The sequence below is a fragment of the Albidovulum aestuarii genome (assembly GCF_029961185.1).
Taxonomy (GTDB): domain Bacteria; phylum Pseudomonadota; class Alphaproteobacteria; order Rhodobacterales; family Rhodobacteraceae; genus Albidovulum; species Albidovulum aestuarii.
The window spans coordinates 409,449-424,529 of sequence record NZ_JASBQQ010000003.1; the positions used below are offsets into that span (position 1 = coordinate 409,449).

The 15,081-nt window shown below is 62.6% G+C and carries 12 protein-coding genes; 1 reads left to right on the forward strand and 11 read right to left on the reverse strand.

Translation table 11 applies throughout. The features are described from left to right. Window positions 1-3 precede the first annotated feature (3 nt). From QKW60_RS10045 to QKW60_RS10080, 8 genes are read right to left on the reverse strand one after another with little or no spacing between them, the layout of a single operon-like run. Window positions 4-1,167: an ABC transporter ATP-binding protein gene (locus tag QKW60_RS10045; protein ID WP_282368458.1), complete on the reverse strand. Its 1,164-nt coding sequence runs from the start codon at window positions 1,165-1,167 to the stop codon at window positions 4-6. A 46-nt stretch (window positions 1,168-1,213) separates the two neighbouring features. After that, a complete protein-coding gene (locus QKW60_RS10050; protein WP_282368459.1) occupies window positions 1,214-2,317 on the reverse strand; it encodes a polyamine ABC transporter substrate-binding protein in 1,104 nt (367 codons plus the stop codon). A 40-nt stretch (window positions 2,318-2,357) separates the two neighbouring features. Continuing rightward, window positions 2,358-3,578 carry an aromatic ring-hydroxylating oxygenase subunit alpha gene (locus tag QKW60_RS10055; RefSeq protein ID WP_282368460.1) on the reverse strand — a complete coding sequence of 407 codons (1,221 nt, stop codon included), beginning with the start codon at window positions 3,576-3,578 and terminating at the stop codon, window positions 2,358-2,360. After that, on the reverse strand, window positions 3,575-4,723 hold the full coding sequence (locus QKW60_RS10060) for an aromatic ring-hydroxylating oxygenase subunit alpha (RefSeq protein ID WP_282368461.1): 1,149 nt from the start codon (window positions 4,721-4,723) through the stop codon (window positions 3,575-3,577). The genes QKW60_RS10055 and QKW60_RS10060 overlap by 4 nt, the downstream gene beginning before the upstream one ends. Before the next feature lie 11 nt (window positions 4,724-4,734). Next, window positions 4,735-5,931, reverse strand: a complete 1,197-nt coding sequence (locus tag QKW60_RS10065) for an aminomethyl transferase family protein (RefSeq protein WP_282368462.1) — start codon at window positions 5,929-5,931, stop codon at window positions 4,735-4,737. Continuing rightward, window positions 5,928-7,484, reverse strand: coding sequence for a phytoene desaturase family protein (locus tag QKW60_RS10070; protein WP_282368463.1), 1,557 nt, complete (start codon window positions 7,482-7,484; stop codon window positions 5,928-5,930). Before QKW60_RS10070 ends, QKW60_RS10065 begins: the two co-directional genes overlap by 4 nt. Further along, window positions 7,471-9,084 (reverse strand): phytoene desaturase family protein, encoded by a 1,614-nt coding sequence (locus QKW60_RS10075; RefSeq protein ID WP_282368464.1) that lies wholly within the window; start codon window positions 9,082-9,084, stop codon window positions 7,471-7,473. Before QKW60_RS10075 ends, QKW60_RS10070 begins: the two co-directional genes overlap by 14 nt. After that, window positions 9,081-10,424 (reverse strand): aspartate aminotransferase family protein, encoded by a 1,344-nt coding sequence (locus tag QKW60_RS10080; RefSeq protein ID WP_282368465.1) that lies wholly within the window; start codon window positions 10,422-10,424, stop codon window positions 9,081-9,083. Before QKW60_RS10080 ends, QKW60_RS10075 begins: the two co-directional genes overlap by 4 nt. Window positions 10,425-10,626: 202 nt before the next feature. Between QKW60_RS10080 and QKW60_RS10085 the strand changes: the two genes are divergently transcribed. Beyond that, complete coding sequence (locus tag QKW60_RS10085) at window positions 10,627-11,289, forward strand: TetR/AcrR family transcriptional regulator (protein WP_282368466.1); 663 nt, start codon at window positions 10,627-10,629, stop codon at window positions 11,287-11,289. 1,043 nt (window positions 11,290-12,332) lie between these two features. Here QKW60_RS10085 and QKW60_RS10090 read toward each other — a convergent pair. Genes QKW60_RS10090 through iolC form a run of 3 tightly spaced genes read right to left on the reverse strand, consistent with a single transcriptional unit; the run spans window position 12,333 to window position 15,028 of the window. Then, window positions 12,333-13,205, reverse strand: a complete 873-nt coding sequence (locus tag QKW60_RS10090) for a class II fructose-bisphosphate aldolase (RefSeq protein WP_282368467.1) — start codon at window positions 13,203-13,205, stop codon at window positions 12,333-12,335. Continuing rightward, window positions 13,202-14,044 carry a 5-deoxy-glucuronate isomerase gene (locus QKW60_RS10095; protein ID WP_282368468.1) on the reverse strand — a complete coding sequence of 281 codons (843 nt, stop codon included), beginning with the start codon at window positions 14,042-14,044 and terminating at the stop codon, window positions 13,202-13,204. The genes QKW60_RS10090 and QKW60_RS10095 overlap by 4 nt, the downstream gene beginning before the upstream one ends. A gap of 9 nt (window positions 14,045-14,053) precedes the next feature. Beyond that, the gene (iolC, locus tag QKW60_RS10100; RefSeq protein ID WP_282368469.1) at window positions 14,054-15,028 is read right to left on the reverse strand and encodes a 5-dehydro-2-deoxygluconokinase; all 975 of its coding nucleotides are present in this window, start codon (window positions 15,026-15,028) and stop codon (window positions 14,054-14,056) included. Between the last annotated feature and the right edge of the window lie 53 nt (window positions 15,029-15,081).

Consider the following 15,081-nt stretch of genomic DNA (forward strand, 5'->3'; position numbering starts at 1 on the left):
GGATCAGTCCTTCAGCAGGATGGCCGACGAGGGGTCGAACGACAGCCAGACCGCGTCTTCCCAGTCCGCGACCCTCTCGTTTTCACCGACGCGCCGCGAGTTGACCGAGTTGATGGACAGCACACGCCCGGATGGCAGTTCGATACGGTAGAGTGAGTCCTTGCCGAAATAGGCGAGGTCGCGGACCTTGCCGGAAATGGCGTTTGGCCCTTCGGGTTTCGACCGCGAGATCGTCAGTTTTTCGGGACGGATTGCCAGCGTGATCTGTTGGCCGGGCGTGAGGCCCGGGATCGCGCGCGCCTCGACCGTGGCGCCAAGTTCTGGCGCGTCCACGGTTGCGACCTCGTCGCGCACACCCCGAATCGTCGCGTCGAAGAAGTTGATCGACCCGATGAACCCGGCGACGAGTTTCGAATTGGGGTATTCATAGACCTCGGTCGCGGTGCCGGTCTGCATGATCCGGCCCTTGTCCATGACCGCGAGACGCGACGACAGCGTCATCGCCTCTTCCTGATCATGGGTGACGACGATGAAGGTCGTGCCGGTCTTGTCCTGAATATCCATCAGTTCGAACTGCGTCGCCTCGCGCAGCTTCTTGTCGAGCGCGGCGAGCGGTTCGTCGAGCAAGAGAAGCTTCGGCTGCTTGGCGAGCGCGCGCGCCAGCGCAACGCGCTGCCGCTGGCCGCCGGAAATCTGGTGCGGCTTGCGGTGGGAAAAGTCGGAAAGCTGCACAAGCGCCAGCATCTCGCGCACCCGGTCTGCACGCTGGGACGCTGTCATGTCCATATGTTTCAGCCCGTAGGCGACGTTCTTTTCGACCGTCATATGGGGAAAGAGCGCATAGGACTGGAACATCATGTTCACCGGGCGCTCATAAGGGGGCAGGTCGGTCATGTCCTGCCCGTCGATAAAGATGCGGCCCTCGGTCGGGTCCTCGAACCCGGCGAGCATCCGCAGAAGCGTGGTCTTGCCGCAGCCCGAACCGCCGAGGAGAGAAAAGATCTCTCCCTTGCGGATTTCGAGGTTGACGGAGGAGACCGCCGTGAATGATCCGAACCGCTTCGTTACGCCTTCAACGCGAATGAAGGGCGGTTCCTTTTCGGCCAGCGCGGCGGCGCGCGGAAACTGCGCGACTTTCGCGCCAATATTCGTCGCAGGTTCGGACATCCAGACGGTCTCCTCCGGTGAGTGGTTGCCAGTGGAACCGGTTGGTTCAGCCCGACTTGATGTCCTGCCAGGCGCGGGTGATGGCCCGGTCCTGCTCTTCGCTGAACGGTTTCGGCGCCCACATCCGGCCGATCGTCTCGGCGTCGGGATAAACCGCCGGGTCGTCGAGGATTTCCTGCAGAACGAATTCGCGCGCGGGCACGTTGGCATTGGCGTAGTAGGTGTAGTTCGTGCATCCCGCAGCGACTTCGGGCTGCATCATGAAGTCGAGGAACTTGTACGCGTTCTCGCGGTTCGGCGAGTCCGAGGTGATGCACATCACATCGACCCAGGCCGGCGCACCGGTTTTCGGCACGAAATAGGCGAGGTTCATGTCGATCCCGGCCTCGGCCGCGCGGCCCGCCGCTGTCGCATAGTCGCCCGACCAGTTGTTGATCGCGCAAAGTTCGCCGTTCGGGATCGCGTTGAGGTAGTTCGTGTTGTCGAAGGTGCGGATGTACTGGCGGATCGGTTTAAACGCCTCAACGACCTTCTGGTAATCCTCGACATTCGTCGTGTCGCCGTCGAGCCCGAGATATTTCAGCACCATCAGCATGATGTCGGTCGGGCTGTCGAGGATCGAGATGCCGCAATCGGCGAGCTTCGCGGCATTCTCGGGATCAAAGATCAGATCCATCGAGGTCATGTCGGCATCGGGGATCCGTTCGTTCACCATGTCGACATTGTAGGTGAAGCCGACCGAGCCCCACATGTAAGGCATGCCGTATTTGTTGCCTTCATCCCAACCCGACAGGATGCGCAGGATTTCGGTGTCGAGATTGCCCCAGTTGGGCAGCAGGGACTTGTCAAGTTCTTCGTAGATCCCGGCGGCTATGGCGCGCGGCATGTCGATACCAGCATGGTCGACCACATCGTAGCCCGTCGATCCGGCAAGCATCTTGGCCTGCATCTCCTCGGCCGAGGAATAGGTGTCATAGATGACCCCGATCCCGGTCTGCGCCTCGAAATCCGCGAGCGTCGTCTCGCCGATGTAATCCGCCCAGTTATAGACATTCACGGTGCCGGATTGTGCCCAGGACGGGCGCACATACGGCATCGCAAGGCCCGCTCCGAGCGCTGCAAGCGTCGTTCTTCTTGTCAGTTTGGTCATTGCTGGTCTCCTCCCTTAGTCGTCGCCGTTCATGTTGAGATTATGTGGTTTTCGCGTCGGCGCTACGCATTTCTTCGTTGATCGTACTGAGTTCATCTTCCGGTGGACTGTCTTCGAGCGTCATGACCGGAATAAGCGCGCGCAGCCGGTCGTGGTGGGTGCGGACGCCGAATTCGAGGTCGGACAGGTGAAAGTCATCGAAGGCCGAAGACTTCATCGACTCGTTGGACCAGATCGAAAGCTGCTGGTCTTCAACCGAGGTTTCTCGGTCGATCCGGTAAGCCAGGTAGCGCGCGGCACGCTCCTCGCGCGTTTCGTGCGGGCGGCGGTACAGCCTACCCGACATCTCGGTCTTGTTCAGCGAATGCGGAATGTCCTGGTAGTACTGTGCGCCTTCGGGCGTGAAGGCGATGACCGAATTTGGAAAGATGCCGTAATAGGTCCAGCTGCTGCGCAAGTGATCGGGCAGCCAGTCGCGGCCCTTGCTGAATTTCACGTAGTTTCGGACCGACCATAGGCGGCCGGGCTGGTCGCCGTATTCGGCGATTGATTGCGAGATGCCGCCGGAAAAGATCATGTCGCGGTAGCTGCGGCCGTAAAGATCCTGCAGCGCGGGATGCGCCATCGCTACATGGTAGCCTTCGTTGTCCACGTCGCGCATGGATTTCCAGTTGATCGGCAGCGGTTCGACCGTCCAGTGGCCAAGCGCGTCGCTGGGCAGCAGTTCAGCCGCGCGGTAAGCCGCGAAATCCTCGTCAAAAGGCTTGAGAAGTTCGGCAACCGAAGGCTGCGGACCTTCGCGGAACCGCAGGAAGATGAAGCCGTGCCAGATCTCCATGTCGAGCGGTTTGAGCCCGAACTTGGACCGGTCCATGTCGCCAAAGGTTTCGGGCCGCGCCGCCCCCCTGAGCGTGCCGTCGAGATTATAGACCCAGCCGTGGAACGGGCAGACCATCGCGGATTTGCAATGGCCCGATGTGCCATCGGCCAGCCGCGCGCCACGGTGGCGGCAGAGATTGTGGAAGGCGCGGACCTCGCCATCGCGGCCCCGGATGATGAGCGCGCGTTCGTCGAGGAAGTCGAAGGTCAGCCAGTCGCCGGGTGCCGGCATGTCGCTGACATGCCCGGCCACCTGCCAGTGGGTCAGCAGAACTTCGGAACATTCGAGGTCGAACAGCGCCTGCGAATGATAGGTCCAGCCCGGGAGGCCCCGGCGGTCCCAGTCGTTCGGTACAGGTATCGGTTTCAGGCTCTTGTTCATGGCGTTTCTCCGATGGTCGTGTTCATCTGCCGACGCACCCAGTCATGGAATTTCGCGATGTCGAATTCCTGTGGCATCAGTCGGCCGTGCCGGTAGTGGCTGCTTCGCAGCCCGCGCTGGTTCATCTCGCAGGCCTCACCATCCTGAGCCATCACGATGGTTGCGAACGCGGCCACGGATGCGGCGTCAAAGCCGGGTTGGGCAAGCGTTTCTGCCGGGAACAGCCATTCGGCGGTCAGCCGGGTCCGTTCCGGCCCGAGCGGCATCAGCGAGACGGCGCGCACGTAGTCGACATGGGCGACGATGTACATCGTGGGATAGATCGTCACGAAGTTATGGCCATTGGCGCGTTCGTCGGCGGAAAGGTTGGGAAATTCCGGGCCGCAGGGTTCGCCCGACATGGTCCATGTCACTGCCTTGTCGCGCAGCGCGGTTGGCCGTTCGGTGTCGGCTGACCAATTCGAACTCTCCTCGGGCGACATGATTCCGTCGCGGTAGACCGGGACCATGTCGCAAAGCTCAGGGTGGATGCCCGGGCAGTGCAGGCATTCGTTGTAGTTTTCCCAGAAGATCTTCCAGTTGCAGTCGATATCCTTGACCAGACGGTGGCCCGTGCGAAGGTCCGCCATCGGCCAGTTGTCGAGTGCGGCCAGTCCCAGATCGGGCGCGAGTTCGCCGGGCTCGTCTGCGAGGGTGAGAAAGACGAAGCCATTCCAGAGCCGGACGTGGACCGGGAAGAGGCTGTGATCCTCCTTGCGGAAATCGTCGGTCGGCGTCGCATAGGCGGTCGAGATGAGCCGCCCGTTCGTATCGTAAGCCCAGGCATGGTAGGGGCAGCGGATAAGCTTGCCGAGCTCGGCATTATCCTCGATGCAAAGTTCCGAGCCGCGGTGGCGGCAGGTATTGTGAAAGGCCGATACCCGGCCATCCCGGTCGCGACAGAGGATCAGATTGTGGCCCGCTAGATCGAACCGCCGCATCGTGCCGGGGGAGAGGTCATCAAGCCGGCCCGCGCAGACCCAGTTCCGCGCCCAGATCGTCTGCCGCTCGCGCTCGTACCAGTCGGGATCGACATAGGACGACGCGGGAAGCGTCTCGGGGCAGTGGTCGAGAAGCGGCGATGCGGGATGGCGGTGTTCGGTCATGACGTTTGTCCTCAGAACCGTCCGGGGGGTGTGGCGCGCCGACGTGGCGGGGCGAAGAAGGGGCGAGCGACGATTTCGGCCTTCATCATCAGCTTGACGTAATGCAGTTCGCGGAGCGCATAGATTTCGGCCCAGATGCCGCCTTTCGCCCTGGTGTCATACGGGCGGCGCATATGGGCCAATGCGATGCTGCTTTTCGTCACCGGCGACCATGCGGCGGAGGTGACCTGACCGATCTCGCGGTCGCGACCGTCATAGAGGATCGCGTGATCTGCCGCGACGTTGCCTTCGATGTCGAGCGCGACGAACGCCCATTCGCTGGATTGCGTGTCGTGTTCCTTCAAAAGCGCGCGGCGGCCGTTGAAATGGCCCTTGCCGAAGTCGATCATCCAGTCGAGCGCCATTTCGTAAGGGGATCGCACGCGGTCTTCGCGGACCGCCTGATCGGCGGGCACGAAATCGGCATTGGTGGTGATGAAGCCTGCCTCGATCCGCGCGAGGTTGAGCGCGGCGGACCCGACCGGGCGGATGCCGCAATAACCACCTGCCTCCATCAGGCGGTCCCAGAGCGGCAGCGCCAGCCCCGGTTCGATCCAAAGTTCATAGCCGAGATCACCCGTGAAGCCGGTGCGCGAGATCGTCAGCGTGCCGCCCTTGAACGGATACCGCGCGATGCGGAAAGGTTTCAGCGCCGAGACGTCAAAGCCCGCCTCGGTCAGAACCGCCGCTGTGCAGGGCCCCTGAAGCGAGAGGCCCGCGATCTCGTCGGTCGCATCGCGGATGGCGACGTCAAAGCCAAGGGTGGAATCCGCCAGCCAGGGCAGGTGCCGTTCCTGGCAGCAAAGCAGGAACTCGGCTTCCCCCAGCCGGAACAGCGTACCGTCGTCGAGCAGCTTGCCGTGATCATCGCACCATGCCGTGTAATGCACCGCGTCCACCGGCAGGCGCGCCACATCCCTGAGCGTCAGCCGGTTGAGGTAATCGACGGCGTCGGGCCCGGTAATCCGGTATTTGATCATCGGGCAGAGGTCGTAGAGGCTCGCCGTGTTGCGGATGGCGGTGTATTCCGTTTCCGCGTCTTCGAGGACAGTCGCGGTCGTGTATCCGGCCCATGGGGCCCATTCGTTCAGGACATTGGCTGCAGCGACACGGTCGTGAAAGGCCGTGGTCCTGAGCGGGGTTTCGAAATGGTGACGCAGATCCTTCATGCCGCCACCCCCGACAGGATGCGTTCGGCCGCGTTCCAGCCCGCCGCGCCCGAAATGCCGCCGCCCGGATGGCTGCCCGCGCTGGCGAGCCAGAGCCCCGCGATGGGTGTCGAATACTGGGCGACATCGGCGAAGGGGCGCAGAAACAGCATCTGCTCCACGCTCAGCTCGCCGTGATGCCAGTTGCCCCCGGCCATCCCGTAGCGCGCCTCGATATCCTGTGGCATCAGAAGCTCGCGTTCGGAAATTAGGCCGCCGATCCCGGGCGCATGGTCTTCAAGAACATTTAGCGTATTGGCCAGCATCTGTTTGCGCGCCTTGTCGAGCCCGTCGCGCGGGTCGTGCGGTGCGAACTGGACGATGGCCGACAGGAGATGCGGGTCATCTGTCCCGGTACCTTCGTGCGCGGTCGGGATCACGATCTCCATCACCGGGCGTTCGGGCACTTCGCCGTATTTCGTGGCGTTGAAGGCGTTCTCGACCGTGTTGATATCCGGTGCGATCATCAGTCGTGTCGCAAGGTCCGCACCGCGGAAATCGGGTCGTGCGGTCAGGGCAAGATGGAGTTTCGCCGCGCCGCCACGCGACCGGATGTTCCGGGTGCGCCGGACAAAACCGGTGTCGAGGTGGCGAGCGCCCACGAGGTCCAGAAGCGTCTGTTTCGGACCCGCCGCCGAAACGATCGTCGGGGCCCGGTAGGTTTCGCCCGAGGTCAGGACTACGCCGGTCGCGCGGTCGTCCTCGATCAGGATGCGTTCAACCCGCGCGCCGGATTGAAGCGTCACACCTGAAGCGGCGGTGGAGCGCGCCATGGCGTCGGCGACGGTGCCCATGCCGCCTTTCGGCAGCGCGAGTGCGGCGCGGGTGCCTGCCGCCTCGCCCGCGAGGCGATTGAGATAGACCAGAAGCGAGTTCGGCGAGCGCGGGCCGAGCCATGACCCGAGCACGGCGTCGAAGGCCAGAACCCCCCTGAGCCGATCATCGGTGAGGTCATCCTCCAGAAAGTCGGCGACGTTGATGAGGAAGAGCCTGAGAAACTCGCGGAACTCCTCGCGACCGAGGCGGCGGAGGCCAAGCCCGATCTTCGCGAGCCCGAGCATGTCGTTGCCGGCCTTGCGGGCGATCCGGGGCGGGGTCAGCGCGCGGAACGGGACCAGCGCCTCGGCATAGGTCAGCAGGCGCTTGCGAAGTGTGGCCCAGGCGGCGCGGTCGGCGTCGCTCAGCGAACCCGAAACGCTGGCCCCGGCGGGGCCTTCGAGAACGAGGTGGTCGCCGGTGGCCGACAGGGCGGTCGTCGTAAGGTCCGTCGCAGCATAGGAAAAGCCGTGCTGGTCGAGGTCCATTCCGGCATGAACGCGCGGATCGAGCATCATCAGGAGATGCGCGAGCGGCATCTGTAAGGCACCCGATGCCGGGTCGCCGCCGACGGCAGCGCCGCCGGGACGGTCGGCGGCATCGAGCACAAGGACGCGCTTGCCGCCCTTGGTCAGGCGGGCCGCACAGGCCATCCCGTTGGTGCCGCCACCGATCACGATCGCATCAAACGACTGCATAGGCCTCCCTCATCTCGGTGGACGCGCGCGTGTCACGGAGGATTTCGGCGGCGGCGTTGCGGCCCGGGGCCCCCATGACACCGCCGCCGGGATGGGCAGAGGAGCCGCAGAGCCAGAGGTCGCGGATGGGCGTCTTGTACTGGGCATAGCCCGGCACCGGACGGTTGAAGAGAAGCTGGTCGAAGGTCAGCTCGCCCTGGAAGATATTGCCCTCGGTCAGGCCCACCTCGGCCTCCAGCTCGCGCGGTGTGCGGATCTCGGCATGCAGGACGCGGTCCTTGAAGCCGGGTGAGTATTCGGCGATCTGGTCGATGACCGTCTGGCCGAAGGCATCGCGGTCGGCATCGGTCCAGTCGCGCCCGTCGATCTTCGGCGGCGCATACTGGATGAAGCAGGACATGAAATGTTTGCCCGGCGGCGCCATCGTCGGGTCGATCATCGTCGGCATCATCGTGTCCTGGAACGGATCGCGGCTGAAGCGGCCGGCCTTCCAGTCGTCATAGGCGCGTTCCATACGTTCCACGCTGTCGGTGAAATGCAGGTCGCCCTTCAGCATCGGTGCCCCTTCCGGCAAGGCCGGGAAATGCGGCGCCGCATCGAGCGCGATATTGAGTTTGCCGGACGAACCGCGGGTCTTGAACCGTTCCACCCGGCGCGTGAAGTCGGGGGGCAGTTCGTCGCGGTCGACATGTTTCAGGAAGGTTCGCTTCACATCCATGTTGGACAGGACGCGCTTGGCCACGATCTCTTCCCCGCCGTCAAGCCGGAGGCCGACCGCGCGGCCGTTGCGGACCAGAACCTGCTCTACGCCCTTGCCGGTCCGCACTTCGCCCCCGGAGGCCCGGAGGGACGCGGTCAGCGCCTGCGTGATCGCCCCCATGCCGCCGCGCGCGAAACCCCATGCGCCGACATTGCCGTCCACGTCGCCCATGTAGTGGTGCAGAAGCACATAGGCCGAGCCCGGCGACATCGGTCCAAGCGCGGTGCCGATGATCGCCGAGACGGCGAGATAGGCCTTGATCACCGGGCTTTCGAAATATTCATCGAGGAAGTCCGAGATCGACATGGTCCAGAACCGGATCATGTCGCAGATCTGGCTTTCGGACATTTCGCCGACCTTGCGGCCAAGCCATGCCAGTTCGGCAAGATCGCGGGGGCGGAACGTCGCGGGGTCGGGCGGTGTCCGCATCAGAAGCGGCCGGATGAACCGGCAGTGTCGCATGATATCGCGCGAATAGCGGTCATAGGCTTCCGCATCGCGTGGCGAATAGCGCGCGAATTCGCGGCGGTTGGCGTCGTGATCGCGGAAAATCGCGAGATAGCCGCCGTCGCGGGTAAAGACCGCGCCACCCTCATAGGGTAGAACCTGCAGGCCATATTTCGGCAATTCGAGGTCGCGCATGATCTCGGGCCGGAAAAGCGAGCAGACATAGGAGCAGTTGGAATAGGTGAAGCCGGGATGCAGTTCCCGCGATACGGCGGCCCCACCGATCCAGTCGTTTTTCTCGACGACGACGACCTTCAGCCCGGCGCGGGCCAGATAACAGGCTGCAACCAGCCCGTTATGGCCCGCACCGATGATGGCCGCATCGTAGCTCATGCGCGCTTCTCGGCCTCGAAATGCTCCAGCGTCATGTCGACTGCGGTCTCGAACGCCTTCAGCGTGTCGTCGAGACAGGCCGTGTCATGGGCTTCGCACATGAACCAGGGTTCGCGGCTGTCGGGTTCGCAGATGATGCCGAGATCGTGGAGGAAATAGGCCATCTGGTCGTAGAAGGAATAATCCGACCGCTTCCAGTCGCGGTAGTTGTCGGGTGCCTTGTCGGCGAAGAAGAGGCCGAACATCGAGTCGTGCCCCGCATAGGAATGCGCGATCCCGCGACGGTTCAGGACGCGCGACATGCCGGCCTTCAGATCGGCACCGTATTTCGCGAGCGTTTCCAGCGCCGGGGTCTCGTCAATGATGCGCAGGCATTCCTCGGCGGCGGCAAGGCTGACGGAATGCGCGGTATAGGTGCCGCCATGGGCCGCGCCGCCATAGCGGAAGGTCCGCATGACTTCCTCGCGTCCGCCGACAACCGCGATCGGGTAGCCGTTCGCCATTGCCTTCGCGAAGGTGCAGATGTCCGGCGTGACGCCAAGCAGCGACTGGACGCCGCCGCGCGCGACGCGGAAACCGGTCTTGACCTCGTCGATGATCAGAAGAACGCCGTACTGGTCGCAGAGCCGCCGGGCCAGTTGCACATATTCCGCCGTGGCCGAGATGCCGCAGCAATTGCCCTGAATCGGCTCGATCAGCATCGCCGCCATCGTGTCGCCGTGGCGCTTGAACGTGTCTTCCAGCCGCTGCATGTCGTTCATCGGCACCAGATGGGCGAGCGAGCGTAATTCCTGTGGTATGCCTTGCGAATAGGGCACGACCTCGGGATCACCGCCGCCCTTGCGGCTCCACTCCTCGACATTGGCCATCCACATCGCTGCATCAAAGAGGCCGTGATAGCCGCCTTCGATCAGCAGATAGCTGTCGCGCCCGGTATGGGCACGGGCAAGGCGCAGGGCGGCCATCACCGCCTCGGTGCCCGAGTTGGAGTAGCGTACAAGATCAACGCCCGGCACCATCTTGGCGATGCGGTCCGCGACGGCCAGTTCACGCTCGGTCGACAGGGCGAAAACACCGCCGACCTCCATGCCGCGGCGTGCCGCGGCATCGACCCGGTCGTCGGCATAGCCGAGAATCGCCGGACCATAGCCGAGGCGATAGTCAACATACTGGTTGCCGTCGATGTCCCAGATTCGCCCGCCCTTGCCATGATCGACATAGATCGTGCGGTCGTCACCCCAGTAGCGGAAGGTCGATGCCACGCCGAGTGGCAGTCGTTTCAGCGCCTTTTTGAACTGTTCATTCGATTTTCCGATAGTCCGTCGTGGCGCCGCACGCATGATCCGTTTCCTTTGCGAATAAGGCGAAGCAGCGGAGATCTTTGATCTGCCGGTCTTCGCGGTCATGTCCATTTCACACGGATTTTGACTGTACTGTCAATCAGAATTTGACTGACAGTACAGTCAAAATGTGATTTAATTGAAATCGCGGGCAGATATTCTATGTCTGTCGCAACCGAGGGCCGCGATCGGAGCAGCGAAAATGAACCAGGTCGAAGGCAACGTGGCGGCGCAGCCGTCTCCGCGCAAGCTCAGCCGCCAAGCGCGGCGCGAGCAGCTGATCGAGGCGACAATTGAGATCATCGCGCAGCGGGGATATGCCCGGACAACGCTGACTGATGTCGCCCGGCATGCCGGGCTGTCGCACGGATTGGTCAATTTCCACTTCGAGACCAAGGAGGGCCTCTTTTCAGAGACGCTTTCCTATCTAGCCGAGGAATACCGACGCAACTGGACCGCCGCGCTGGAGGCGACCGGGCCTGAGCCGTCACAGCGTCTCGACGCGATTCTCAGGGCCGACTTCAACCCCGAGATCTGCACGCCGTCGCGCCTCGGAGCCTGGTGCGCATTCTGGGGCGAAGCGCAAAGCAGACCGCTATATCAGGAACAGTGCGGATCAAACGACCAGGAATACACGCGCGTTCTTGAGGAGATCTGCGGCGAACTTCTGGCCGAAACCGGTCAGACCGGCGACCGTGTCCGCATTGCCCGGGTGCTCAGAATGACGACCGAAGGCGCCTGGTTCGACCTGATGACGATGAGCGATCCCTATAGTATGGAGGAAGCGCTGAGTACTTCCTTCATATGTGCAGCAGCTTTTTTCCCGGGCAAGTTCACCTCTCAAGGGGCAGTTGTGGAGGCTTGACGGGACAAGCGCCAGTGACGCGCTAGCCCTTCGTTTCACATCATGTCTTCCGCCACTTTGCGACGGTGGTCGGATTGATCCCCAACTCCCGGCCCTATTCAGCGATAGTATTTTGCGATCGCTGAATAGCAACCATGCGAGTTCATGGTGCAACCTTGACGTATCTAACCTGACATGCGCACTTCAATTCAACCGAAGCGGCAGCGCCATGAAAACGTGGGATCAAACACCTAAGCGGGTATGCATGGAAACATGTAAACGGCGGTTGTGGTTTCGCGTTCGTATCGGATCGGCGCAAAGGGAACGGATCTGCCATCGAACCGGATTGCTCCGGATTCAAACACAAGCCTCAGCGTGTCGCTGACACCAGAAGGGGCTCCAAAAGACAGACTGAATTGGTCGCTTCTATTGACGTGTCCGTCTTTGGAATCTTTGAAGTCGCGTCCATACTGATTGATAAGCTTTGGTGAGAAAGACCGCCCATTTTCTTGCAGCTTTATTCTTGTGGGATCTACCGAAACAGTGAGGGGTTCGGGTCCGGAACCGTCCTGAATGAAACTGAAATGCAGTCCAGCATTCGGGGCTGCTGTTGTCCTGTTAGCTGTATGGATGAAGACCTGAGCCCGGACGGAACCGATTTGACGATACCCACTTTTCCCGCCATCAGTGCCAAGGCCGCAGCCGCTACCCGGGGTTTTAGCCATGGTGACATCGGCGGCATTTGGTACGTAGGCCTGTGTTGAATAGGGAATAGGAGCACAGGCGGATACAGTCAAAGCCATGCACATTATAGTTGCGGTTAAGGGACCTCGGATGGAAGTTTTCATCATAGTGCGCCTCGTTTAACGATGCGCATATGGAACAACGCAGGTTGTTGTGTGTGCCTCACCCGTAGCCTTGAATTCACAACGGAGAAAGTATGACAAACCATACCTCCTTGGCGTCGGCCTACCGCAACGCAAGTGGCACGGCTGCTCACCAGAACCAATTCGGGATGGTTACAATCTGCAATTAGAATGTCGGACAAGGCTGATCCGGGTTCTTCAAAGCGAACTATCATTTCCGAGGTCACGGAGCTTTACCCTGCCCTCAGCAGCGATGCTACGGATCGCGGCGCGGGCTGCCGATATCACCGGGTCGTGGGTTTCCTTCAGGATCGCCACACGGTCATAGCGATCCGGGTCGGCGTTGACTGCGTTGCGCAGCGCCGTTCCGAAGGCGAAGCGCAGATCGGTGCCGATGTTGAACTTGCAGATCGCCGAACCCGTGGCCAGCGCGCGGCGCTGGTCGAGCGGTACGCCCGAACCGCCGTGGATCACGAGCGGCACCTTGGTGACCGCCTCGATGGCGCGGATGCGCGCCTCGTCGAGCCCCTCGCTTTTCTCAAGCTGCAGGTGAGTGTTCCCGACCGAGATCGCCATCGCGTCGACGCCGGTTTCCCAGGCGAAACGGGCGGCTTCGCCGGGGTCGGTTCCGGCCGAGGCCGCGCCGCCGTGATAGCCGACAAAGCCGATCTCGCCCTCGCAGGACGCACCCGCTGCGTGGGCCATTTCGGCGATGGTCGCGGTTTCGGCGATGTTTTCCACGAGCGGTTTCTTTGACCCGTCGAACATGACCGAGGTGAAGCCCGAGGCAATCGCCTCGCGGCATTCTTCCACGGTGTAGCCGTGGTCGAGATGGACGACGACCGGCACGGTGGCGCCCTCTGCGAGATAACGCATCATCGCACCGAGCACCGGTAGCGGCGTATGCGCGCGGCAGGAGGGTCCTGCCTGAAGGATCACCGGGGCGCGTTCGGCCTCTGCCGCTGCCACGAAGGCGCGCATGTCCTCCCAGCCGAGGCAGACGAGGCCCGGGACGGCATAACCGTCACGCAGGGCGGGGCGAAGAACGTCGGTAAGCGTCGCGAGCGTCATTTGAACTTGGCCACCATGTCCAGGATCCCCGGAATCGTGTGCAGCTGATCTGCATGGGTCGGCTGGAAATACTGCTTCAGGCTGCGCTGGCTGAGCCCGCCGAGGATCGTGAAGTAATACATCTCATAGCCCGGCAGAACGCAGCATGGGTGATAGCCCTTGTCGATCAGAACGGTGGAACCGTCCATGATGTGATAGGCATCGCCCGGTTCGTTGTCAGTGCGCTGCAGCATCTGCAGGCCCGAGCCATAGTTCGGGCGGAAGCGGAAATTGTAGGTCTCGTCATGGCGGGTTTCGTCGGGCAGACGGTCGGTGTCGTGCTTGTGGCTCGGGAAGCCCGACCAACCCCCGGCGCCGACGGTGAAGAGTTCAGAGACCAGAAGCCGCCCGACGCGGTCGTGATATTTCGTCCCGAGGATGTGCTTGATCTTGCGGTGCGTCTTGGTGTCGTCCGAGCCATATTGCACCACGTCCAGATCGTCGGTGCGGACGGCAAAGGGTTCCAGCACCGTGTCGTATTTCGCGCCAGCGACGAAGACTTCGGCCGCATCGGTCAGGCAGGTGAACCGCGCCTCCATTCCGGTCGGCACATAGACGCCCTCCGGCTCACCGTCCCAGACATCTTTGACACGGTTGCCGATCCCGTCATGCCGCTGTCCGCCGACCTCGACAATCACGCTGCCGGTCGCGGGGGCGATGCAGGTCTCATAGCCGGGCACCTGATAGGCAAAGGTCTGACCCCGCCTCAGCTTGACGATGTTGAAGTAATTGAGCGGCACCAGCGGATGGTCGGCATCGACGATGGGACGGTTCTGGTTGTCATGCGGGGCGATGTGCATTCGGTCCTCTCAATCCGGGTCGGGGCGGTCGGCGAGGAAGGCGTCAAGTTCCCCGGTTGTCGGCATAGCGGGGGCACAGCCGACACGGGCCACCACCATCGCGGCTGAGGCCGAGCCGCGGAGGACGGCCTCGCGCATGGCCCGGCCATCCGCGAGCGCGGCGATGAACCCGCCCATGAAGCTGTCGCCTGCGCCGGTCGGTTTCAGCGCCTCTGTCCTGTAGATGCCGGTCTGGAACTCGCCGTCGTGCGTAATGGTAATCGCGCCCTTTTCACCCATCTTGTAGACAGCGATCCGGGCGCCCTTCGCCACAAGGTCCCGCGCCTTGTCGAGGCCCTTGTCATAATCCCCGGCCATGAAGCCGAATTCGACATCGTTGCCGACGATCACGTCGCACATGGCGCCCGCCCGCGAATAGACATCCGCCGCGACCTGCGGCGACGGCCAGCTGTAGGGCCGGTAGTCGATGTCGAAGATCAAGGGCAGTCCGGCGGCGCGGGCGAGGTCAAAGGCGCGGAAGGCGGCCGTGCGGGACGGTTCGGCGGCAAGGACGGTGCCGGTGGTGATCAGGGCGGACCAGGGGGCGTAGTCGACGCCTTCGACATCCGCGACGGTCATCTCGAAATCCGCCGCCCCGTTGCGGTAGATGACCGACTGGTGATCCTCCACCCGCGTCTCGACGATGGCGAGCGAATTGCGCGCCTCGCCGCCCGTGGGCGTGACATGGCTGCGGTCGATGCCGTAGCGATCAAGTTCATTCAGGCAATAGCGCCCGATCGCGTCATCGGCGACGCGGGTGACAAGGGCCGCCTTGCAGCCCTGCTTCACCAAGGCCACGCCGATATTGGCCGAGGACCCGCCAAGGCAGACCGTCATCGCCCGCGCTTCTTCCGTGCGAGAGCCGGGAGGATCGGGATAAAGGTCCATTCCGGCGCGGCCGACGATCAGGAAGGATTTGCCTGCAAGCCGTGTCAGATCGGTCATTCTCTCCCCCGGCTCGCGGATTCTTGTTGCGCTAACATTGCTGTCACGATACT

Bases quoted from the DNA above. Each gene is read 5' to 3' on its own strand.
- QKW60_RS10070 (WP_282368463.1), bottom strand. From the start codon at position 7,484: ATGCAGTCGTTTGATGCGATCGTGATCGGTGGCGGCACCAACGGGATG.
- QKW60_RS10065 (WP_282368462.1), bottom strand. From the start codon at position 5,931: ATGAAGGATCTGCGTCACCATTTCGAAACCCCGCTCAGGACCACGGCC.
- QKW60_RS10085 (WP_282368466.1), top strand. From the start codon at position 10,627: ATGAACCAGGTCGAAGGCAACGTGGCGGCGCAGCCGTCTCCGCGCAAG.
- QKW60_RS10045 (WP_282368458.1), bottom strand. From the start codon at position 1,167: ATGTCCGAACCTGCGACGAATATTGGCGCGAAAGTCGCGCAGTTTCCG.
- QKW60_RS10075 (WP_282368464.1), bottom strand. From the start codon at position 9,084: ATGAGCTACGATGCGGCCATCATCGGTGCGGGCCATAACGGGCTGGTT.
- QKW60_RS10080 (WP_282368465.1), bottom strand. From the start codon at position 10,424: ATGCGTGCGGCGCCACGACGGACTATCGGAAAATCGAATGAACAGTTC.
- QKW60_RS10060 (WP_282368461.1), bottom strand. From the start codon at position 4,723: ATGACCGAACACCGCCATCCCGCATCGCCGCTTCTCGACCACTGCCCC.
- QKW60_RS10090 (WP_282368467.1), bottom strand. From the start codon at position 13,205: ATGACGCTCGCGACGCTTACCGACGTTCTTCGCCCCGCCCTGCGTGAC.
- QKW60_RS10055 (WP_282368460.1), bottom strand. From the start codon at position 3,578: ATGAACAAGAGCCTGAAACCGATACCTGTACCGAACGACTGGGACCGC.
- QKW60_RS10095 (WP_282368468.1), bottom strand. From the start codon at position 14,044: ATGCACATCGCCCCGCATGACAACCAGAACCGTCCCATCGTCGATGCC.
- QKW60_RS10050 (WP_282368459.1), bottom strand. From the start codon at position 2,317: ATGACCAAACTGACAAGAAGAACGACGCTTGCAGCGCTCGGAGCGGGC.
- iolC (WP_282368469.1), bottom strand. From the start codon at position 15,028: ATGACCGATCTGACACGGCTTGCAGGCAAATCCTTCCTGATCGTCGGC.